At 66.0% G+C, this 19,595-nt stretch carries 21 protein-coding genes; 11 read left to right on the top strand and 10 right to left on the bottom strand.

The window, feature by feature from the left end; translation table 11 throughout:
* Window positions 1-51 precede the first annotated feature (51 nt).
* Window positions 52-2,079: an NADPH-dependent 2,4-dienoyl-CoA reductase gene (locus OKQ63_RS17500; RefSeq protein ID WP_264211316.1), complete on the bottom strand. Its 2,028-nt coding sequence runs from the start codon at window positions 2,077-2,079 to the stop codon at window positions 52-54.
* A 135-nt stretch (window positions 2,080-2,214) separates the two neighbouring features.
* Between OKQ63_RS17500 and OKQ63_RS17495 the strand changes: the two genes are divergently transcribed.
* Together OKQ63_RS17495 and OKQ63_RS17490 are read left to right on the top strand one after the other, a co-directional pair.
* On the top strand, window positions 2,215-2,697 hold the full coding sequence (locus tag OKQ63_RS17495) for an RNA pyrophosphohydrolase (RefSeq protein ID WP_264211314.1): 483 nt from the start codon (window positions 2,215-2,217) through the stop codon (window positions 2,695-2,697).
* Window positions 2,698-2,845: 148 nt separating this feature from the next.
* A complete protein-coding gene (locus OKQ63_RS17490; RefSeq protein ID WP_264211313.1) occupies window positions 2,846-3,241 on the top strand; it encodes a hypothetical protein in 396 nt (131 codons plus the stop codon).
* A 6-nt stretch (window positions 3,242-3,247) separates the two neighbouring features.
* Here the strand turns inward: OKQ63_RS17490 and OKQ63_RS17485 are convergent, their stop codons facing one another.
* Window positions 3,248-4,123, bottom strand: a complete 876-nt coding sequence (locus OKQ63_RS17485) for a DMT family transporter (protein WP_264211312.1) — start codon at window positions 4,121-4,123, stop codon at window positions 3,248-3,250.
* 76 nt (window positions 4,124-4,199) lie between these two features.
* Here OKQ63_RS17485 and OKQ63_RS17480 point away from each other — a divergent pair, with 76 nt between their 5' ends.
* Window positions 4,200-4,706: a MarR family winged helix-turn-helix transcriptional regulator gene (locus tag OKQ63_RS17480; protein WP_264211311.1), complete on the top strand. Its 507-nt coding sequence runs from the start codon at window positions 4,200-4,202 to the stop codon at window positions 4,704-4,706.
* Between the two features lie 142 nt (window positions 4,707-4,848).
* On the opposite strand, the gene OKQ63_RS17475 is transcribed toward OKQ63_RS17480, so the two are convergent.
* On the bottom strand, window positions 4,849-5,841 hold the full coding sequence (locus OKQ63_RS17475; protein ID WP_264211310.1) for an adenosine kinase: 993 nt from the start codon (window positions 5,839-5,841) through the stop codon (window positions 4,849-4,851).
* Between the two features lie 151 nt (window positions 5,842-5,992).
* The gene (gene nth / locus OKQ63_RS17470; protein WP_264211309.1) at window positions 5,993-6,637 is read right to left on the bottom strand and encodes an endonuclease III; all 645 of its coding nucleotides are present in this window, start codon (window positions 6,635-6,637) and stop codon (window positions 5,993-5,995) included.
* A 163-nt stretch (window positions 6,638-6,800) separates the two neighbouring features.
* Between nth and OKQ63_RS17465 the strand changes: the two genes are divergently transcribed.
* From OKQ63_RS17465 to OKQ63_RS17445, 5 genes are all read left to right on the top strand, one after another.
* Window positions 6,801-7,670: a methylated-DNA--[protein]-cysteine S-methyltransferase gene (locus OKQ63_RS17465; protein ID WP_264211308.1), complete on the top strand. Its 870-nt coding sequence runs from the start codon at window positions 6,801-6,803 to the stop codon at window positions 7,668-7,670.
* Window positions 7,671-7,939: 269 nt separating this feature from the next.
* Window positions 7,940-8,629 (top strand): helix-turn-helix transcriptional regulator, encoded by a 690-nt coding sequence (locus OKQ63_RS17460; protein WP_264211307.1) that lies wholly within the window; start codon window positions 7,940-7,942, stop codon window positions 8,627-8,629.
* Window positions 8,630-8,756: 127 nt separating this feature from the next.
* The gene (locus tag OKQ63_RS17455; RefSeq protein ID WP_264211306.1) at window positions 8,757-9,416 is read left to right on the top strand and encodes a YiaD family glycine zipper/OmpA-like lipoprotein; all 660 of its coding nucleotides are present in this window, start codon (window positions 8,757-8,759) and stop codon (window positions 9,414-9,416) included.
* Between the two features lie 179 nt (window positions 9,417-9,595).
* Window positions 9,596-10,138 (top strand): NADPH-dependent FMN reductase, encoded by a 543-nt coding sequence (locus OKQ63_RS17450; protein WP_264211305.1) that lies wholly within the window; start codon window positions 9,596-9,598, stop codon window positions 10,136-10,138.
* 105 nt (window positions 10,139-10,243) lie between these two features.
* Window positions 10,244-10,453: a hypothetical protein gene (locus OKQ63_RS17445; protein WP_264211304.1), complete on the top strand. Its 210-nt coding sequence runs from the start codon at window positions 10,244-10,246 to the stop codon at window positions 10,451-10,453.
* 231 nt (window positions 10,454-10,684) lie between these two features.
* Here OKQ63_RS17445 and OKQ63_RS17440 read toward each other — a convergent pair whose 3' ends face one another.
* The gene (locus OKQ63_RS17440) at window positions 10,685-11,725 is read right to left on the bottom strand and encodes an NAD(P)/FAD-dependent oxidoreductase (protein WP_264211303.1); all 1,041 of its coding nucleotides are present in this window, start codon (window positions 11,723-11,725) and stop codon (window positions 10,685-10,687) included.
* 58 nt (window positions 11,726-11,783) lie between these two features.
* On the opposite strand from OKQ63_RS17440, the gene mnmC2 reads away from it, so the two are divergent.
* On the top strand, window positions 11,784-12,452 hold the full coding sequence (gene mnmC2 / locus OKQ63_RS17435; protein WP_264211302.1) for a tRNA (5-methylaminomethyl-2-thiouridine)(34)-methyltransferase MnmC2: 669 nt from the start codon (window positions 11,784-11,786) through the stop codon (window positions 12,450-12,452).
* Window positions 12,449-13,357, top strand: a complete 909-nt coding sequence (locus tag OKQ63_RS17430; RefSeq protein ID WP_264211301.1) for a DMT family transporter — start codon at window positions 12,449-12,451, stop codon at window positions 13,355-13,357. Before mnmC2 ends, OKQ63_RS17430 begins: the two co-directional genes overlap by 4 nt.
* Here OKQ63_RS17430 and OKQ63_RS17425 read toward each other — a convergent pair.
* Window positions 13,331-15,289, bottom strand: coding sequence for a lytic transglycosylase domain-containing protein (locus tag OKQ63_RS17425; protein WP_264211300.1), 1,959 nt, complete (start codon window positions 15,287-15,289; stop codon window positions 13,331-13,333). The genes OKQ63_RS17430 and OKQ63_RS17425 overlap by 27 nt on opposite strands.
* Before the next feature lie 139 nt (window positions 15,290-15,428).
* On the opposite strand from OKQ63_RS17425, the gene dapA reads away from it, so the two are divergent.
* Complete coding sequence (gene dapA / locus OKQ63_RS17420) at window positions 15,429-16,301, top strand: 4-hydroxy-tetrahydrodipicolinate synthase (protein ID WP_264211299.1); 873 nt, start codon at window positions 15,429-15,431, stop codon at window positions 16,299-16,301.
* A gap of 128 nt (window positions 16,302-16,429) precedes the next feature.
* Here dapA and OKQ63_RS17415 read toward each other — a convergent pair whose 3' ends face one another.
* From OKQ63_RS17415 to OKQ63_RS17400, 4 genes are all read right to left on the bottom strand, one after another.
* Window positions 16,430-17,311: a sigma-70 family RNA polymerase sigma factor gene (locus OKQ63_RS17415; RefSeq protein ID WP_264211298.1), complete on the bottom strand. Its 882-nt coding sequence runs from the start codon at window positions 17,309-17,311 to the stop codon at window positions 16,430-16,432.
* Window positions 17,308-17,769 carry a carboxymuconolactone decarboxylase family protein gene (locus tag OKQ63_RS17410; protein WP_264211297.1) on the bottom strand — a complete coding sequence of 154 codons (462 nt, stop codon included), beginning with the start codon at window positions 17,767-17,769 and terminating at the stop codon, window positions 17,308-17,310. Before OKQ63_RS17410 ends, OKQ63_RS17415 begins: the two co-directional genes overlap by 4 nt.
* 119 nt (window positions 17,770-17,888) lie before the next feature.
* Window positions 17,889-18,776 (bottom strand): dimethyl sulfoxide reductase anchor subunit family protein, encoded by an 888-nt coding sequence (locus tag OKQ63_RS17405; protein WP_264211296.1) that lies wholly within the window; start codon window positions 18,774-18,776, stop codon window positions 17,889-17,891.
* A complete protein-coding gene (locus tag OKQ63_RS17400; RefSeq protein WP_264211295.1) occupies window positions 18,776-19,552 on the bottom strand; it encodes a 4Fe-4S dicluster domain-containing protein in 777 nt (258 codons plus the stop codon). Before OKQ63_RS17400 ends, OKQ63_RS17405 begins: the two co-directional genes overlap by 1 nt.
* Window positions 19,553-19,595 lie beyond the last annotated feature (43 nt).

Genomic DNA, 19,595 nt, shown 5'->3' with positions numbered 1-19,595 from the left:
CAGTTTCATTGAAGAAACCCGCGGCAGGCGGCCCGGACCGGGGCGGTGCGGTTACAGCGTTGCAGCCAGCCGGGTGCCCTGGTTGATGGCGCGCTTGGCATCCAGTTCCGCCGCCACATCGGCGCCGCCAATGACATGGGCGGTGATGCCGCGTTCGGCCAGCTGGTCCGCCAGCGAGCGTTCGGACAGCTGGCCCGCGCAGAGAACGATGGTGTCGGCAGGCACCAGCGTCGGGTTTTCGCGGGCTTCGCCGAAGCTCACATGCAGGCCCTGTTCGTCGATTTGCTCGTAGTTCACACCGCCCAGAAATTCCACGTTCTTCATCTTGAGCGTGGCGCGGTGGATCCAGCCGGTGGTCTTGCCGAGCCGCTTGCCGTGCCGTTCCGCCTTGCGCTGCAGCAGCGTCACGCGGCGGGCGGGCGGCTCGGGCTGCGGGCCTTCGGGGGCGAGGCCCGCGCGGTGTTCGGCGGGGTCGGTTACCCCCCATTCCTTCATCCAGGCGGGCAGGTCGACGGCGGGGCTGTGGCCTTCCTCCAGCAGATACTCGGACACGTCAAAGCCGATGCCGCCAGCGCCGATCACCGCCACACGTTCGCCCACCGGCTTCTTGTGGCGCAGCACGTCGATGTAGCTCAGCACGTTGTCCCGGTCCTGGCCGGGAATCGCCGGATCGCGCGGGATGACGCCGGTGGCGATCACCACCTCATCGAAACCGGTCAGATCGTCCGCCGCGGCCTCGCGGCCGAGTTCCAGCGTGACGCCGGCCTCTGCCGCCATCACCCGGTACCAGTCGACCAGGCCCCAGAATTCCTCCTTGCCCGGCACCTGCTTGGCCATGTTGAGCTGGCCGCCGATCTCATCGGACTTGTCGAACAGGGTGACCTTGTGCCCGCGCTGAGCGGCTGTGACGGCGGTGGCGAGCCCTGCAGGCCCGGCGCCAACAATCGCCACCGCCTTGGCCGCTGCCGCCGGTTCGATCACCAGTTCGGTCTCGTGGCAGGCGCGCGGGTTGACCAGGCAGGACGTCAGCTTGCCGCTGAAGGTATGGTCGAGGCACGCCTGGTTGCAGGCAATGCAGGGGGCGATGCGCTCTGCCTGTCCGGCTTCGGCCTTGGCGACGAAATCCGCGTCCGCCAGCATCGGCCGCGCCATCGACACCATGTCGGCGCAGCCCTCCGCCAGAACCTGTTCGGCCACCTCCGGCGTGTTGATGCGGTTGGATGTGATGATGGGGATGGAGACCTTGCCCATCAGCTTCTTGGTGACCCAGGCAAAGGCCGCCCGCGGAACGCTGGTGGCGATGGTCGGGATGCGGGCCTCGTGCCAGCCGATGCCGGTGTTGAGAATGGTGGCGCCGGCCTTCTCGATCTCCTGCGCCAGCTGCACAACCTCCTCGTGGGTGGAGCCCTCGGGCACCAGGTCGATCATCGACAGGCGGTAGATGATGATGAAATCGCGGCCCACGGTCTCGCGGGTGCGGCGCACGACTTCGATGGGCAGCCGCATCCTGTTCTCGTAGGAGCCGCCCCAGCGGTCGGTGCGCTTGTTGGTGCGGGTGACCAGGAACTGATTGAGGAAATAGCCCTCAGAGCCCATGATCTCGACTCCGTCATAGCCTGCCTCCTGTGCGAGGCGCGCGGCGTTGACGATGTCCGCGATCTGCTTTTCGATGCCGTCCTCGTCCAGTTCGATCGGCGGGAAGGGGGAGATGGGGGATTTCACCGGGCTGGGACCGACGCACTTGGGGCCATAGGCATAGCGGCCCGCGTGCAGGATCTGCATGGCAATTCTGCCGCCGACCTCATGCACACGGTCTGTGATCACCCGGTGGTTTTCGACGTCCTTGGCCGTGGTCATCATCGAGGCACCGGGCAGCACTGAGCCTTCAAGGTTCGGCCCGATGCCGCCGGTCACCATCAGGGCGACCCCGCCGCGGGCGCGGGCGGCGTAGAATTCGGCAACCCGGTTCCAGTCGCCGGTTTCCTCAAGCCCGGTGTGCATCGAGCCCATCAGCACCCGGTTCGGGAGGGTGGTAAAGCCCAGATCCAGCGGGGCAAGCAGGTTGGGGTACGCAGTCATCAAGAACTCTCCCTGGCAGTTGCGCCTAGGATCGGGCGCGCGGGCGGCGTTGTCACGGGCAAACGCCGCGTCACCCCCTTGCGTGCCCCGGCGGCAAGCGGTCTAAGGTTGTGAAAACATGCCGAGGAGAGCCGGATGACGCCGGAAGAGATTGCCAAGCTGCCCTATCGTCCCAATGTGGGGGTGATGCTGATCAATGCCGAGGGCGCCGTTTTTGTCGGCCAGCGCAAGGACCGCTACAAGGACGCCTGGCAGATGCCGCAGGGCGGCATCGATGCGGGCGAGGACCCGCGTGCAGCGGCCCTGCGCGAGCTGGAGGAAGAAACCGGCGTGGCGGCGGAGCTGGTGGAGATCATCGCGGAATCCGACGGCTGGCTGCCCTATGACCTGCCGCATGAGGTGGTGCCCAGCTTCTGGGGCGGCAAGTACCGGGGGCAGCAGCAGAAATGGTATCTGATGCGGTTTCTGGGAACTGATGAACAGGTAAATATCGAAACCGATCATCCGGAGTTTTCCGCCTGGTGCTGGCAGCCGGTGGAGAGCCTGGTGGAGAAGATCGTGCCGTTCAAGCGCGAGGTTTACGCGCGGGTGGTGGATGAATTCAGGGAGTTTTTGTGAGATGCGGATTCTGCGGCAGCTTCTAACCAATTGGTCCGTCTGGCCGATTAGCCGGGCAGCGTCTGGCCTATGCGCGTGCCTCCTGTCCATCGCTGCCAGCCCGGCCGCCGCCCTCAGCTGCCTGCCCTGGGGTCCTGCGGACACCTATTTGCAGGCCGCGGCGTCGGACAGCGTCTATAACATCATCGCGGGCGAGCTGAGATTCGACGAAACCCTGCTGCCGCAGTCCCATTCGGAAAGCCCCGGCGACACTCCGCCGCTGACCCGCATTCCGGCGCAGCTCTCGGGCAAGTTGCTGGAGGGCAAGTATTTCTCCGGGCGGGTCAACATGCCTGCAGTGCTGGAGGTGGAATGCCTTGGGCCATGGTGCGGAGGAGTGGAATCCGGAGCCGGTCACGTGTTCTTCGCGGAGCAGCGCGGACGCGAGCTGGTGATCCGCGCCAATGCCTGCGGCGGGTTTGCCTTTGACGACACTTCAGAGGTGCGGCGGCAGGTGCTGGAGTGCCACCGCGGCGGGGCCTGTGAGCCCGCAATGCCGCGGTGATGCGGTTTACGCGGCCGGGGCTGCCCCGCGTTTCCTGCGCAGCCGCAGCCGGGACTGGCCAAGCCAAAGGCTGAACAGGGCCAGGAGGGCGCCCAGCATCTGTTGGGGCGTCAGGGTTTCCCCCAGCAGCAGCCAGCCCAGAATCACCGCCGACAGCGGGCTGAGCACGCCAAGCAGCGAGACCTGCGAGGGTTCGATCCGGGCCAGGCCGCGGAACCACAGGATATAGGTCAGCGCACCGCCGATCAGGCTCATGTAGGCAAGCCCCAGGATATTGGCGGCGGTGAAGACGGGCATTTCAGGCAGGGCCCACAGCGCAAATGGCAGCAGCAGCAGGCCGCCTGCGGTCAGCTGCCAGGCGGTGAACACCAGCGGCGGCACCGGCGGCTGCCACTTGCGGGTCAGCACCACGCCGCCTGCCATCGACAGGGCGCCGCCAAGACCCGCCAGCACGCCCAATGCGTCGGGCTTGGCCGCAGGGGTCAGCACCAGCAGGGCAACGCCTGCAATGCTCAGCACGGCGGCGGCAACGGCGGCGGCGCGGATCTGTGATTTCAGCAGCAGCGCCGACAGGAACACCACGATCAGCGGCTGAACCGCGCCGAGCGTTGCGGCAACCCCGCCCGGCAGGCGGTAGGCGGATACATACAGCAGCACCCAGAACAGCGAGAAATTCAGCGCCCCCAGCACCATGAGCCGCGGAAGCCAATTGAGCGGCGGCAGCTGCCGCACCAGCAGCAGGAGCAGCAGTCCCGCGGGCAGCGCCCGCAGCAGGGCCACAACCAGCGGCGAATGGCCGGGCAAGAGGGTTGTCGTCACGATATAGCTGCTGCCCCAGATCGCAGGGGCCAGAGCTGTCAGCAGAAGGGTCCGGATGGGCATGTGTCTCTCCTTATCTTGATATCGAGATAAGGAGTTTTGTCTTGACGTCAAGATGTAAATCCCTAAACCGGTTGCCATGGATCATGTGGATTTTATCACCCAGCAATGGGAACGGGAGCGGCCGGACCTGGATGTCACGGCCATGGGGGTGATCGGCCGGGTGGCGCGGCTGTACCTGGCCTATCAGCGCGAGATGCAGAAGACCTTTGCGGACTTCGGGCTGAATGCCGCCAAATTCGACGTGCTGGCCACATTGCGCCGCTCTGGCCCGCCCTACACGCTGTCACCGGGCGCGCTGCTGAAGGCGACAATGGTGGCCTCCGGCACGATGACCAACCGGATCGACCGGCTGGAGGCGGACGGGCTGGTCAAACGCGAGGTGAACCCAGAGGACAGCCGCAGCTTCCTGGTTGGGCTGACGGAACAGGGGTTCGCGCTGATCGACCGGGCGGTGACTGCGCATGTGCAGACCCAGACGCGGCTGCTGGCAGGGCTGAGCGCTGCCGAGGCCGCGGCACTGACCGGCCTTCTGAGCAAAGCCCAGGCGGCCGCCGATCAGCCTGAGACGGATCAACCGGGCTGAAGCGGTGAAGCTGCGCGGGCTGGCGCCCTTGCGTCCTGCGGACGGCGGGCGGGGCGCAGCGGCTTGCGCTGCGCGCCACCCCCAACGGGAGACACTGCACCCTCAGGTGCGGTTTCGACGGGCGGGAGAACCCGGTTTGCGGTCAGACCAGACCGGCCTCTTCCAGCATGTGCAGCACGTTCGTTTCCGGGCGCGGGCCGATATGACGGATCACTTCGCCGGCGCAGATGCAACCCATCCGGGCGCAGATTTCCATGCTGCGGCCGGTGGCCATGCCAAACAGGAATCCGGCGGCAAACTGATCGCCCGCACCGGTCGCATCCACCGGCACAATCGTTTCGACCGGCACGTCGATGCGCACACCGTCGTTCAGCACCGTCACCCCGTCGCCTGAGCGGGTGCAGACCACCAGCGGGCAAATCGCCGCTGTCCTGGCCATCGCCTCCTCCAGGTCTTCACATTCGAACAGGGCGCAGATTTCATCCTGGTTGCCGATCACAAAATCCAGCTCATTGCCGATCAGGTTCAGGAAATCAGCCCGGTGCCGCTCGACGCAGAACGGGTCGGAGATCGAGATGCCAACCTTGCCGCCGCCCTTGCGGCAGTCGCGCGCGGCTTCCATGAAGGCGGTCTTGCCCTTGTCCTTGTCGAACAGATAGCCCTCCAGGAACATGATCTGGGCCTTGCCTGCCACTTCTTCCGGCACGTCGGCCGAGCTCAGCTCGGAGGAAATCCCCAGATAGGTGTTCATCGACCGTTCACCGTCGGGCGACACAAAGATCATCGAACGCGAAGTCGGCAGCTCGCCGTCAGCTACCGGCGGGTTCACAAAACCGACGCCCTCGTTGTTCATCGCGTCGGCATAGAATTTCCCCAGCGCGTCCTCGCGCACCCGGCCGATGAAGGCGGCCTCCAGCCCCAGCGCGCCCGCGCCTGCAATGGTATTGGCAACCGAGCCGCCCGGGGTCAGCATCCGGTTGCCCATCGCAGCATAAAGATCCTCGCAGCGCTCGCGTTCAATGAGCTGCATGATGCCTTTTTCGATGCCCTGTTCAGACAGGAAGCCGTCCTCGCATTGTGAAATCACGTCGACCACGGCATTGCCGATGCCGACCAGCTGATAGGTCTTGGTCATGTGCTGCCCTCCTCGGGGATTGCTGCGCCGGATCCGGGTCCGGCGCGCCTGTATTGATCAGTTAAGCGGCCAGCGGCAACAAGCGTGCGGGCCGTGCGGGAGAAGCCGCCCTGCGGCCTCAAAAGACAGCCGCCAGAGAACTCTCTGCGGCTCAAAGGTTCTTGTCCTCATACATGCAGAGATCGCGGATCAGGCAACTGCCGCACATCGGCTTGCGGGCCTTGCAGTGGTAGCGGCCGTGCAGGATCAGCCAGTGGTGGGCGTGCTGCTGGAAATCGGCGGGGATGTTGTCTTCTATGGCGCGTTCCACTGCGTCGACATCCTTGCCCGGGGCGATGCCGGAGCGGTTGCCGACCCGGAAAATATGGGTGTCCACCGCCTGTGCGGGCTGTTTCCACCACATGTTCAGCACCACGTTTGCGGTCTTGCGTCCGACCCCCGGCAGCGACTGCAGCGCGGCGCGCGAACAGGGCACTTCGCCGCCGTACTCCTCGACCAGGATCTTGGACAGCTTGATGACGTTCTTGGCCTTGTTGCGGAAAAGGCCAATGGTCTTGATGTGCTCGATCAGGCGTTCCTCGCCCAGATCCAGCATCTTTTGCGGAGTGTCGGCGATCTTGAACAGCTCGCGGGTTGCCTTGTTCACGCCGGCATCGGTCGCCTGTGCCGACAGCGCCACCGCCACCACCAGCGTGTAGGCATTGACATGCTCCAGCTCGCCCTTTGGCTCGGGCTCGGCTGCCTGGAAGCGCGTGAAGATTTCGCGCAGCGTATGATAATCGAGTTGCTTGGCCATCGGGCGCCATATGTACAGGTCAAACCTTAAAGCGCAATTGAAATTGCGTCTGGCCGGGTGCGGCAGACCACTGCGCGGAGTTCCGTGCAAATCCGCAACTTCCGGGTCGATTGCCGGGGGTTTGCGCAGTAGCTTGGACCGCAGCACAAGACAGGTTGGGTCGATGAATATCGAAGCGCGGGAAAACAGCTATCATTACGGCGTCATGCGGCGGGCGATCGAGCTGATCGACGATGGCGGCGAGGATCTGACGCTGGAACAGCTGGCCGCCCGGATGGACATGAGCCCAAGCCATTTTCAGCGGCTGTTCTCGGCCTGGGTCGGCGTTTCGCCCAAACGTTATCAGCAGTATCTGCGGCTGGGCCATGCCAAGGCGCTGCTGCGCGACCGCTTCACCACGCTGGAGGCTTCGCATGCCGTGGGGCTGTCCGGGTCCGGACGGCTGCACGATCTGTTCCTGCGCTGGGAGGCGATGAGCCCCGGTGAATATGCCCGCAAAGGCGATGGCCTGCGGATTTATTGGGGCTGGTTCGACAGCCCCTTTGGGCTGGCCCTGGCCATGGGGACCGAGAAGGGCATCTGCGGGCTGGGTTTTGCCGCCGAAACCGGGGCAGAGCCTGCCATGGCCGACATGCGCGCCCGCTGGCCGCAGGCAGAGTTCGTGGAGGATCCGGCCGCCCTGCGGCCGCTGGCGGAAGCGGCCTTTGCCCAAAAGGGCGAGACCGCGCTGCACATGATCGGCGCGCCGCTGCAGATCAAGGTCTGGGAGGCGCTGCTGCGCATCCCTTCGGGCCATGTCACCACCTATTCCGAGCTGGCACAGGCAATCGGCTCCCCCAAGGCGGTGCGCGCCGTCGGCACGGCGGTGGGGCGCAACCCGGTCAGCTGGCTGATCCCCTGCCACCGTGCCTTGCGCAAGTCCGGTGCCTTGGGCGGCTACCACTGGGGGCTGCCGGTCAAACGCGCGATGCTTGCTTATGAGGCGGCACGGGACGAGGACACCGCGGTGCATGAAGTGTGCGCCGCCGGCTGAACAGGCGCTGCAGCAGCCCGGGCCGGACGGGACGGGACGCTTGCTGCGTCTCATACCGCAGGCGGGCGGCTTCGCGTTCGGCCTCGTAAGGTTTCGGCAGGCGGTACCGGGTATCCCAGCGGTCTTTGCCCAGGGTGATCATCGAAATCCATTCGTAGGTCAGCATGGAAATTCTCCTTTTCTGAGGAACAGAAAACCAGACCTCTGCTGACAGGCTGTTGTCAGCGGCATGTGCTAAGGTGTCAGCAGACTGTCACTGGAGCCCGCCCATGCCCCGCACCGGCCGCTTGTTCGAAATCATCCAGATCCTGCGATCCGCCACGGCCCCGGTGCGGGCTGAGGACCTTGCGGAGACGCTGGAGGTTTCCAAACGCACCATCTACCGCGACATCGCGGCGCTGCAGGCGATGCGCACGCCGGTCGAGGGGGAGGCGGGGATCGGCTACATGCTGCGCAAGGGGTACGACCTGCCGCCGCTGAATTTTGACGAAGAGGAGCTGGAGGCGCTGCACGTCGGCCTGGCGATGCTGATGCGCACCGGTGACGGCGCCCTGCAGAAAGCGGCAGAGCGGGTCAGCCACAAGATCAAGGATGTGCATGCCACTGCCGACTGGCTGCAGGTGGCCCCCTGGGGCGCACCGCTGGATGATCCCGAACAGGGCTGCGTTTCCAAGGCGCTGCTGCGGCAGGCGGTGCGGGAAAGCCGGAAGCTGCATTTGATCTACCTCAGCCCGGAGAGCGGCGAGAGCCGCCGCACCCTGCGGCCGCTGGCGCTGATCTATCATATCGAATGCACCATGCTGGCCGCCTGGTGCGATCTGCGCGGCGGCTTCCGCCATTTCCGCACCGATCGGATGCTGGCTGCGGAGATGCTGGTGGACAGTTTTGCGCCCGAAGCCGCCTCCTTGCGGAAATTATGGATGGAGCAGGAGGGGTGGGACTTTGCCGTTCTGCCGTAGAGGCGTTTTTTGCGCGGGATTTCGCCCATGCCGGGCGATCCCGACTTGAGAAGGCGGCCCTGCGGCACGATATTCGTGCGGAAGACCGGGCGATGTCCCGGGATTGAGAGAATGAAAAGGCAGTTTGATGATGCAGATGAAACTCACCACGGCTGGTATTGTTGCCGCAACGCTGGCCCTTGGTGCCTGTACCGACCCGGCAACCGTCGGCACTCCGGGCAGCAACACCCAGCAGGGCGCGATCCTGGGCGGGATCATCGGCGCGGGCGTCGGTGCCATTGCCAATGACTCGGACCGCGGTCTGGGGGCGGTGACCGGGGCGATTGTCGGCGCCACTGCCGGCAGTGTGATCGGCAACCAGCTGGACGCGCAGGAGCGCGAGCTGCGCCAGACCCTGGCAAATGACGATATCACCATCGTCAACACCGGCGACCGACTGATCCTGTCTTTCCCGAACGACCTGACCTTTGCCACCGACAGCGCCGCGGTTGCGCCGGCGGTTCAGGGCGACCTGCGCCGGGTGGCGAACAGCCTGGTGCGCTACCCCAACAGCACCATCCAGGTGATCGGCCATACCGACAGCGATGGCGATGCCGGCTACAACCAGGGCCTCTCGGAGCGCCGTGCCAATGCGGTGGCCAGCCAGATCCAGGCCGGCGGCGTGCCCTATCACCGCATGCGCATCATCGGCCGCGGCGAGGCGCAGCCGGTGGCCTCGAACCTGACGCCCGAGGGCAAGGCCCGCAACCGCCGCGTCGAGGTGGTGGTGATCCCGCAAGCCGCCTGATCCGGACTGCGCATGCGTGTTCCGCGGCCCGTCCCCTATCGGGGGCGGGCTGTTTCCGTTCCGGGGGCAGGGCGGGTTGCGTAGCGCTGCACATTGCCTGCGCGGCAATTGCTGTTTCCTCGCAACCGCTGTCTCATACATGATGGGCGCAACAGAGATGCGAACAAAAGGAACACTTCATGGCTGACCCTCGACTGCTCACCATTTCCGGCTCGCTGCGCCGCGGGGCCACCAACCGCAAGCTGCTGGCGGAGGCCGCGCGTGTATTCGGGTCCGCAACGGTCGTGGAGGCGGATCTGAACCTGCCGCTGTATGACGGCGATGCCGAGGCAGCGGACGGCATCCCGCCGGCGGTGCAGGCGCTGGCGGATGAGATTGCGGCGGCGGATGCGGTGGTGATTTCCACCCCGGAATACAACAAGGGGCCGTCGGGTGTGCTGAAGAACGCGCTCGACTGGGTGAGCCGCACCGAAGGCAACCCCTGGGCGGACAAACCGGTGGCCGTGATGTCGGCCGCGGCCGGGCGGGCCGGCGGCGAGCAGGCGCAGGCGCTGCTGCGCGGTTTCCTGGTGCCGTTCCAGCCGCGGGTGCTGTCCGGCCCGGGCGTGCATCTGGCAGGCTCCAGCAAGGAATTCGATGAACGCGGGCGGCTGACCAGCGCGCAGTATGAAGCGACGCTGACCAAGCTGATGCAGAAGCTGCGGGCCGAACTGGACCGCTGAGCCTGCCTTGCCGCAGGGCGCGGCGAAGGTGGGGGCTTGACCTTCTGACACCGCTGCCGCCCCTGCACCGCATTTCACGGATTTGATGTATCCGGCCCGGGCGGCGTGCTGCCGCCGTTTTTCCCCCGGCTCCATTTCTGGACGCCGCTGCTGGCGGAAGAGCTGAGGGGGCCGCTGGCGGAGTTTTCCGTCCGGGCGTCGTCCCCTTCGATGCATTTCGAAAGCGCCGCGCAGTGCCGCGGCGGCAAGGACCTGCGGGTGCGCGGGCCGGAGGGGCGCCAGTGCAGGAGTGCGGTGGCGGTGCTTGAGGGGTGAAAAGGGGGGCTCCCGCGCCCCAAGCTGTCCCTTCGGTTCAGATTAGGGGCTTGGGGGTGGCGCCGCTGCGCGGCGCGGTTTTTTTGCTGAGAAGCGCCTGATGGGCAGAGCTGCCTCTCAGGACGCCATGCCAAATGCAAGAAGCCCTTTGCTGCGTCAAGGGTATACCGCGCGTGCCGCGCGGCGGCTGCGCCGCCCTTGGCCCGTCAAAGGGCAAAAGGGGCGGGCGGCTCAGAGGTTGTCTTCCACGCGGAAGCCCCCGGGAATGCTGTCCTTGTCTTCCAGCAGCAGGTCCGCCATCACATGGGCCACCTTGGGCGCCATGCCAAAGCCGATCTTGAACCCGCCGTTGGCGATGAAATGACCGTCGCGGCCGGGCCATGCGCCCAGCATCGGGGCGCGGGACTTGGCGCGGGGGCGCACACCGGCCCAGCGTTCGATCACCTCGGCGCCGTGCAGCACCGGCACCGCGGCGCGGGCGCGCTCGATCACGTCGTCGAGCTGGGCGTCTGTCGCCTTGCCGTCCTCGAAATCGCGTTCGCTGGTGGAGCCGATGGCGAGGGTGCCGTCGGCATGCGGAATGATGTGCAGGCTGTCGGCATAAAGCTGCGGCACCTCGCCCTCGTGGAACCGCAGCAGCGCGGCCTGGCCTTTGACGCCGCCGCCGACGGTTTTGCCGAAGGTCTCGTTCAGCTCCAGGAGGCCTGCGTAGCCCTTGGCGTGCACCTCCTTGCCCTGAGCGGGCGCCTCCGGCAAAACCTCCACCCCCATCACCGCCAGGGCAGAGACCAGCGCAGCGCAGGCGCGGCGGGGGTGCATGCGGGCGCTGAGCGTGTCATGGATGACGTAGCCGGTGGCGCTGGGCGGCACCCAGGGGCCCACGGATGCGGCCTCGCAGACACGCCATTCGGCCTCGTCCTTCCACAGTTCCCGGGCGGAGATTTCACGCTGGCGGGCGAGCTGCAGCGTGTGTTCATCATTGATCGGCTGCAGCCGCCCGGTGCGGCCGTAGCCGGGCGAGACGCCGCCGGTCGTCTCGACGTCTTCCCAAAAGGCTTCGGCCATCAGCAGGCTTTCCAGCTGGAACTGCTTTTTGGCATTCCAGTTCTCCGGCACATGCGGCGCCAGCGCGCCGACCAGCCCGCCGCTGGAGCCGGTGCCTGCGCCGAACGGGTCCACCACTTGCACCTGTGCGCCGCGCCGGGCGCAGACCCAGGCGATCGAGAGGCCGAAGATGCCCGCCCCGCGCACCGTCACATCTGCCATTGCCATTTTCCGATCCTTTCGCCAGTGTCGCGCCATTCCTGATAACCGCTTAGGGGATTATAGCATGGCAGACCAGCAGGCGCGGCTCAGCTGGCGCGATGGCGCGGTGCCGGTATCGGACCAGTTCGATGATCCCTATTTCTCGATCCAGGACGGGCTGGCGGAGACGGAACATGTGTTTCTGGCAGGCAACGGTCTGCCCGCGCGGTTCGCTCCCGGCTTCCATATTGCCGAGCTGGGCTTCGGCACCGGCCTCAACATGCTGGCGGCCTGGCGCGCCTGGGAGGCCGCAGGGCAGACGGGGCCGTTGCGGTTCACCAGTTTCGAGGCCTTTCCGATGGCGCCTGCGGACATGGTCAAGGCGCTGGAGGCCTTTCCCGCCGTCGCCCCCTGGGCGGAGCGGTTTCTGGCCGGATGGCAGGGGACAGGGATTTGCGATCTGGGCAGCCTGCAGCTGGAGGTGATTGGCGGCGACGCGCGGGTGTCGCTGCCGGAGTGGACAGGGCAGGCGGATGCCTGGTTTCTGGACGGGTTTTCCCCGGCCAAGAATCCCGAGCTGTGGGGCGAAGCGCTGATGGGCCAGGTGGCGTCGCATACAGCGCCGGGCGGTTCGGCGGCGACCTATACCGCGGCCGGGTTTGTGCGCCGCGGGCTGGAGGCGGCAGGATTCGAGGTGACCCGCATTCCCGGCTACGGGCGCAAGCGGCATATGACAAAGGCGGTACTGCCATGAGCATGGTTCCACAGGCCAAGAGCCTGCCCCGGCCCCGGGTGCAGCACAACAACGTGCCGCTGGGGATCATGCTGATGATTGCCGCGACCATCGTCTTTGCGCTGCAGGACGGGATCTCGCGCCATCTGGCGGGCACCTACAACACCTACATGGTGGTGATGATCCGCTACTGGTTCTTTGCCGCCTTCGTGGTGTTTCTGGCAACCCGTGCGCCGGGCGGGCTGCGGGAAACGGCGCGCACCGAACAGCTGTGGCTGCAGATCTTCCGCGGCGTTCTTCTGGCCGGCGAGATCTGCGTGGCGGTCTATGGCTTTACCCTGCTGGGGCTGGTCGAGAGCCAGGCCGTGTTCATCTGCTACCCGCTGCTGGTGGCGGCGCTGAGCGGTCCGGTGCTGGGCGAAAGCGTCGGCTGGCGGCGCTGGGCGGCGATCGGGGCCGGCCTGATCGGGGTATTGATCATCCTGCAGCCGGGCGCCGGGGTATTCGACCCGGCCGCCATCATCCCCTTCGTCTCGGCGCTGATGTTTGCGGTCTACGGGCTGGTGACGCGCTTTGCCGCGCGCCAGGACAGCACCGCGACCAGTTTCTTCTGGACCGGCATCACCGGCATGGTCTTCATGACCGCGATCGGCATGTGGTACTGGGAGCCGATGAGCCAGGGCGACTGGCTGTGGATGGCGCTCTTGTGCGTGACCGGTGTCACCGGTCACTGGCTGCTGATCAAATGCTACGAGATGGCCGAGGCCAGCGCGGTGCAGCCCTTTGCCTATTTCCACCTGATCTGGGCGGCAATGCTGGGGGTCGCCATCTTCGGCGAGGTGATCCGCACCAATGTCGCCATCGGTGCGGGGATCATCATGGCCGCGGGGCTGTTCACCCTATGGCGCGAACGCGTGAAGGGTTGAGCCGCTCAGCTCCCGTGAAAACGGAACGGGCAGCGGTGCCTTGCCCAGCCGCGCCCGGTAGACCGGCAGGCTTTCGGTGACCCGCATCACGTAATTGCGGGTCTCGTTGAAGGGGATGTGCTCGATCCAGTCGACGATGTCGGGCTCGCCGGTGCGGGGATCGCCATAACGTTCCATCCAGGCCGAGGGGCGGTGCGGGCCCGCGTTGTAACCCGCTGCCATCATCACCACATTGCCGCGGAACTTGCCCGCCAGCCCGGCCAGGTAGCTGGCGCCCAGCTTGGCGTTATAGTCCCACTCGGCCGTCAGGCGGGAGGTGTTGTGCCCCGCCAGGATGCCCAGCTCGGTTGCCACCAGTTTCGCTGTGGCAGGCATCACCTGCATCAGCCCGCGCGCACCGGCGTGGCTGATCACGGCCGGGTCGAATTCGCTTTCGCGGCGGGCGATGGCCAGCGTCATCTCCTCGGCCATCGGCAGCTGGTGCTTGGCCACCGGGTGCAGCGGGTAGTAGGCGCCTTCCAGCTCCACCCCGCCGCGCGCCGCGCGCTTGGCGATCATCACCGCCAGATGCGGCTCGTTCAGATCCACCGCCATCTGCCCCAGCTGGCGCGCCTGCACCGGCGGCAGGGTCTCGACCAGGTGGGTCAGGAAGCGCTCGGCCTCTTCCGCCTCACCCGCCTTCAGTAGCATCAGCCCCGCCTCGGCGACAGAGGATTGCATGAAGGCCGCGGTGCGCCAGTCCGGCAGCTGCGCAGGCTTCACCAGCGCCGGGTCGAACGGGCGGCCCAGCTTCTCGGCGGCGAGCAGCCCATAGAAAGAGGTCTGGTACTCGGCCGCCTTCGCATAGGCCTCATGCGCCTTGTCCGGCTTGCCCCGCGCCGCATGCGCCCGGCCCAGCCAGTAGCCGCCGCGGCCGACCGAGATCGGTGTTTCCACCGAGTCAAGGAAACGCTGGAAATGCAGGGCTGCCAGTTCCGGGTCGCGCAGCTTTTGCAGGGCGATGTAACCGGCCAGCCATTCGCAGTCGGAATAGCCGTAGCCCTCTTCGGGGGTGGAGAAGTGATAGGCAGCCAGCTGGTAGGCCTGTTCGTGCGCGCCGTCGCGCATCAGCTGGCGGGCCAGGTCGCGGCGGCGCTGCAGCCATTTTCCGGGTTCGCCCAGGCGCTCGGCGCTGGTGCTGCGGTCCATCATCATTTCGATGGCGCTGTCCTGCAGCCGCTTGCCGTCGCGCCAGGCAAACCGGTCGTAGGCGAGGCCGGCGGCCCCTTTCAGCGCCTCCGGCACCGCTTCGATCCGGGTGTCCACCCCCGGCGCGCGCTCCTGCAGGGCAATGCGCGCTTCTGCCAGTTTGCGGTCGTCTTCGGACACCAGCGGCAGCATTCGCTTGGCGCTGACCAGGTGGTTCTCCCACAGCAGCCGGTCCAGCCGCGCGGCGTGATGCGGTTTCAGCAGCGTGCCGAATTCCCGCAGGTAAGCGCCGTGGATGGCGCTGCCCATTGCCATGGTGCGCCAGGCCAGCACGATTTCCGCCTCGCCGTCGCCGCGCCGGCCGCTGCCGATCAGCGCCTTGCCCAGGCTCAGCGCGCCTTCGGCGGTCTGCGGCCGCTCTTTGGCGTAAAAGACCAGGATGGTTTCACGCCCCGTAGCGGCAATCACATCTTCGTTCTGGCGCCGCAGATAGGCCAGCCCGGGCCAGTCCGGACGCCGCTGCAGAAACGCCATCACGTCGCCTGCAGACCCCAGCCCGGCGCGCAGCCGGTGCCATTCGATGATATCACGGGCAACAGTTTGCTGCGCCCCTGCCTCGCGGGCGGCCTCCTGCCATTTCTCGGCGCGCATCAGGTTCAGTGCGGTGCCCAGATCGCGCGCCAGCGCCGGCGCCCCGGGCAGGGCTGCGGTTATCAGCAGAATAAGGGCCAGGATGCGTGTCATCTCTTGCATTTTCCAGCGGTCCGGGGATAGAGGCTTGAACGTTACTCATTGGCGTGCCGGTATCAACTTAAATCACTGGCATTCCGTATCTTGACGGCGGCGGATTGCCGCCTGCACCTGCAGCGAAGGGAGCGTGCCCATGTTCAAAGGCTCTATGCCAGCACTCGTCACCCCGTTTTCGAACGGCGAGCTGGATCTGGATGCGCTCAAACGTTTGGTGGAATGGCAGATTGCTGAAGGGTCCACGGGTCTTGTGCCCGTCGGCACCACCGGCGAAAGCCCGACCCTGACCCATGAGGAACACGAGCGGGTCATCGCGGAAACGGTCAAGGCGGCAGCCGGCCGGGTGCCGGTGATTGCCGGTGCGGGTTCCAACAACACCGTCGAGATGATTCGATTCGTCGAGTTCGCCAAGAAGGTCGGTGCCGATGCGGCGCTGGTTGTCACCCCCTACTACAACAAGCCGACCCAGCGCGGGATGCTGCAGCATTTCACCGCAGCCCATGACTGCGCCGATCTGCCGGTCATCATCTACAACATTCCGGGCCGTTCGGTGGTCGACATGACGCCGGCGACCATGGGGGAGCTGGCCAAGCTGCCGCGCATCATCGGGGTGAAGGACGCCACCGGCGACCTCGCCCGGGTCAGCCAGCAGCGTGCCTCCTGCGGCGCGGATTTCGTGCAGCTGTCCGGCGAGGACGCCACCGCGCTGGGTTTCAACGCCCATGGCGGTGTGGGGTGCATTTCGGTCACGGCCAACGTGGCACCGAGGCTCTGCGCCGAATTCCAGGCCGCCACCCTGGCGGGCGACTATGCATCGGCGCTGGAGTATCAGGACAAGCTGATGCCGCTGCACGAGGCGATCTTCATCGAACCCGGCCTGGCCGGTGCCAAATACGGTCTGTCGAAACTCGGCATGTGCAGCGAAGAGGTCCGCTCGCCGCTGACCACGCTGGAAGACAGCACCAAGGCCGCGATCGATGCTGCCATGGTCCACGCAGGCCTGCTGTAATCCGCGCAGCAGGATGGAAACAACTTGGGCGGCCTCCACTGGAGCGCCGCCCTTTTTGAGTCTTTCTGGTCAAAAATACTCCGGGGTGAATTGCCCCTTGAGGGGCAAGAGGGGCTGGCCCCTCCGGCCTAATTCAACGCGTCCGCCAGATGCCGTGTCTTGTCCGGGTTGCGGGTCACATAAATGCGGGCAATCCGCCCATCCCGGAGTTCCAGCGCCATTGCCTGGAGTATGCCGTCCGGTTCGCGGCTGAGAATGGCAGGCAAACCGTTCAGCTGGCACAGCCGCCAGCGGTCCGGCAGATTGCGGCCTGCTTTGCGGGCCAGCCCCTCGCACAGCCGCAGCACGCGGTCCAGCCCGTAAATCGGGTTGAGCGTGGCGATTGCCTTGCCGCCGCCATCGGAAATCAATTGCACATCCTGCGCCAGCAGCCGGGTCAGTGCTGCGGTATCGCCGGTTTTGGACGCGCGGAAGAACGCCTCGGCCAAGTCCTTCCCCTGGTCCGGGTTGGCGGGCGCCCCGGGCCGCAGCCGCTGCACCTTGCGGCGGGCCCGTGCGGCCAGCTGGCGGCAGGCGTCAGGGGACCGGTCCAGCGCGGCAGAGATATCCTCATAACCACTGTCAAAGATGTCATGCAGCAGGAAGGCGGCGCGCTCCAGCGGCGACAGATTTTCCAGCGCCAGCAAAAGGGCAACCGAGACATCGTGGTCCAGCCGTTCGGCGGGATCTTCGGTCAGCAGCGGCTCAGGCAGCCATTCGCCGGGATAGGTCTCGCGTCGTGCGCGGGCTGATTTCAGCTGATCCAGGCACAGCCGGGTGGTGATCCGCATCAGGTAGCCGGCGGGATCCAGCACCTCCGCCTGCGGTGCCGCCTGCCAGCGCAGGAAAGCGTCCTGCAGGATGTCCTCGGCGTCGCTCACCGTGCCCAGCATCCGGTAGGCGGCCGCAAACAATCGCGGCCGCGCGGACAGGAACGCATCGGTTCCGTCGTTTTGGCGTTCTGCAGTCACGCGGCGTTGGCCTCCTGCGCGGCAGGATGCGGGGTGCGGAAGCCGATTGCAATCCGGTTCCAGGCATTGATTGCCGCGACCAGAAGCGACAGCGCCACCTGCTCACGCGGGGTGAAATGCCGCGCGACACCCTCGTAATCCGCATCCGGTGCGCCGGTGCTCTCCACCCGGGTCAGGGCTTCGGTCCAGGCCAGCGCCGCGCGTTCCCGGTCCGAATAGAGCGAGGACTCGCGCCAGGCATTCAAAAGCTGCATCCGGTCCTCGCTTTCGCCATGGGCGCGCATGTCGTGGCTGTGCATGTGGATGCAGAAGGCGCAGCCGTTGATCTGCGAGGCCCGCAGTTTCACCAGTTCCACCAGGCTGTGCTCCAGGCCGCTCTCCTTGAGCAGCTTTTCCTGCTCCAGCATCGGTTGAAACAGCTCTGGGGCGGCGCTGAAATGGTCAAGGCGTTGGGTCATCATTCTGTTCCTTTCTGATGGCTTCAGGAACAGGACGAGACAGCCGGGCAGTTTGTGACATGGCTGGCGCAAAATGCTCAAAAAAAATCGGGACGCCTGTTCGGGCGCCCCGGGAAATGTCAGCGTTTGCCGTAGTAGAGGCCGACCACATGTTCGGCCTGGGCAAAGAACAGCCAGCGTGAGGCGGCCACGCCTGCGAGGTGCGAAAGCACCGCCAGGGCGGCAAACAGGTGCTTGATCAGAACCCCCTGGACCGGTGTCAGGATCAAGAACAGCGGCAGGGCAAACCCGAGGATGAAGGCAATCATCCGCAGCTTCTGCGCGTGCTTGCGGCCCACCACATGCACAAACTCGCGCAAGAGGTAGTTGGAGCCGGTGTGCGGCGGCTCAAAAGCCCGGACCGCACCGCGCTCGCCCAGGCCGGTTGCGGTGCCCAGGTTGGTGCCGGAGGTTTCCAGTGCCTTGTCGCCCTTGACCCAGTAGGCCAGTTGCACTGCGCCTGCGATGGCCAGGAGCCAGGGGGCGGCGGCCTCGGCCCCCGCCAGCAGCGCGCCGCCTGCCAGGCTGAAGGAGAGGAAAACCGCCGGGGTCAGCTCGATGTTCCAGCGCGGGATGGTCTTGAGCTGGGTATAGATCATCGATGTGGTGAAGACGGTGGCGAGGCTGAATGCAGCGCCGGTCCAGCCCAGGAGTGTCCAGTGGCTGTCCAGAAAGACTGCGCCGAGCGCGTAGAGGCCCATGACGGACAAGGCGCCAACGGCACAGACGCCCTCTCGCGACAGCCAGCTGGTTTTCCATTGGGTGAAAGCACGCCAGGCGCGTTCCGGCCGGCCGAGGTGGAAGGTGGAAGCCAAGAGGCCGCCGCACGCCAGGCCAAAGGCGATGGCGTAGAACACGAAAGCCACCGTGCCGGTCACCGCAGGCTGGCCAAGGCCAAGGAAGAACAGCAGGCCAAAGCCCAGGCCCGACAGGGTGGTGAAGATGATGACGGATGGTGCGGGATGCATCAGTTCGCGCCCCCTGAAGACGTGCCTGGGATTTTATCGAGCGCCTTGTCCAGCCAGCCGAGGAAGCCTTGCGGTTCTTCGGCAACCGGGGCCAGCAGCGGGGCGAGGATGTCGATCTGCTCCTCGATCTGGTCCTTGGGACGGGGCGGCAGGTATTTGTTCACCGGTTTGGTGCCCATCTCCGGCATCAGATCCATGCCGCCGCGTTCCGCCACCAGTTTGGAGACATCGCTGTCCGGGTCGCCCAGATCGCCGAAGTGGCGCGCACCTGCGGGGCAGGTCCGCACGCAGGAGGGAATGCGGTCCACTTCCGGCAGGTTTTCGTTATAGATCCGGTCAACGCAGAGGGTGCATTTCTTCATCACGCCCTCGGCCAGGTCCAGTTCCCGCGCGCCATAGGGGCAGGACCAGGCACAGAGGCCGCAGCCGATGCAGTGGTCCTCGTTGACCAGCACGATGCCGTCCTCGGCGCGTTTGTAGCTGGCGCCGGTCGGGCAGACGGTGACGCAGGGCGCGTCCTTGCAGTGCAGGCAGGATTTGGGGAAGTGGATCAGCTGGGCGTGGCCCTCAGCGGGCTGCACCTCGTAGGAGTGCACCCGGTTCAGGAAGGTGCCCGACGGGTCACTGCCATAGGGGTTCTGGTCCGACAGGGGGGCGCCGTAGTTTTCCGTGTTCCAGCCTTTGCAGGAGATCACGCAGGCATGGCAGCCGACGCAGGTGTCCAGGTCGATGACCAGGCCCATCTTGCGCTCTGTGGAATTGGGCAGCTGGGTCATGCCTGGCGTCTCCGTTTCTGGTTGGCGGACCAAGACTTTTCGG

The organism is Leisingera thetidis (assembly GCF_025857195.1).
In the GTDB taxonomy this organism is placed as follows: Bacteria; Pseudomonadota; Alphaproteobacteria; order Rhodobacterales; family Rhodobacteraceae; genus Leisingera; species Leisingera thetidis.
Note: the sequence above shows the minus strand (reverse complement) of the source record. Positions and strands in the feature narration are given on the sequence as shown.